The sequence below is a fragment of the Chitinimonas sp. BJB300 genome, from assembly GCF_002735695.1.
Classification (GTDB): domain Bacteria; phylum Pseudomonadota; class Gammaproteobacteria; order Burkholderiales; family Chitinimonadaceae; genus Chitinimonas.
The window spans coordinates 1-1,128 of the sequence record NZ_PDZH01000315.1 but is presented as its reverse complement, the minus strand read 5'-3'; the positions used below and the strand labels follow the sequence as shown (position 1 = coordinate 1,128).

At 51.1% G+C, this 1,128-nt stretch carries 1 protein-coding gene; it reads right to left on the bottom strand.

Translation table 11 applies throughout. The annotated features are described in order from the left end of the window. Positions 1-127: 127 nt before the first annotated feature. Positions 128-943, bottom strand: a complete 816-nt coding sequence (locus tag CSQ89_RS21590; RefSeq protein ID WP_158229093.1) for an MOSC domain-containing protein — start codon at positions 941-943, stop codon at positions 128-130. Between the last annotated feature and the right edge of the window lie 185 nt (positions 944-1,128).

Sequence of the window (1,128 nt, the reverse complement as noted above, 5' to 3'; positions counted from 1 at the left end):
TGAATGCCTGAGCATCAAGACGCAGAAGAACCCATTCGCACTTTGCCGCAAGTTACTGATCAACGCCTCCCGCGCGGCTTATGATCAGTTACAGCTGCTTCTCGCAGCTACTGCGTAACATCAGTGATTAATCCAAGACCACCACGGGATCATTCAGTCGTAATACACCTTGGCTTCGCGCCACAAGATTGACGCCAAATATTGTGCCGCTCTCGCTGCGTCGATAAGTATTCAGCGCCTCCAACGGTTGGCGTTCCGCATGCAGAGTGGCGCTGTCAGGATCAACCGTCGTGAAAATACAACGTGCGCATGGTTTTACGTTTTCGAACATCACGTCACCGATACGAATATGCCGCCAGTCATCCTCGGCATAGGCATGTTCAGTATTTATTACCAAATTAGGCCGAAAGTGGCGCATGGTCACCGGCTGGCTAAGCCGAGTATTCAAGTCAGCCAGCGAAGCACTGCCGATTAAAAGCAAAGGGTAGCCATCAGCAAATCCAACCGGTACCGTAGGATCAATATTGGAGCGGCGACTCGTGTCTGTGCCGATATATACCAAACGGCAAGCCACGCCTAAAAAGTCAGAGAACCAAAAATCCGCATTCCAACTCCCCGTCTGTGCGTCGAACGCACTACGCCATACAACCACAGGTAAGCGTTCCACCATCTCCTGATGCTCCACGCGTAATGTATCCGCACCACGCGCAGAAAAAGTGGCACCAGCTTCATCCGCTACCACCTCAATCAATACCAACTTCGGGTACTGCCGGCCAGTCATGAAATTGCCGTCTATATCAATCAACATCCACCGTCGATCATGTTCCAGCCCCATGGCTTCAACCAGTGCACTGTCCAGCCTATTTCCCCGGCAAGACTTAAGAGGATGGATATAGATCTCGACAAGTTGCATGGGGGACTCACTCAAGATAAGCAGCGACAAGAAAAAACGCCATAAATCATAAGGCACCACCCCGCATTGAGGCAGCATTCAAATCTACTTATTCACCCGGCAACTAAGGGTTGATTTATTGGTGTCCGCCCCCAACTGATAGAAATGGACAAAGAAGACGGACGCAAGCTGTCGCGGCAAGAACAGCACGAAAGGCGCAAGCAAGCTGTGAGGCT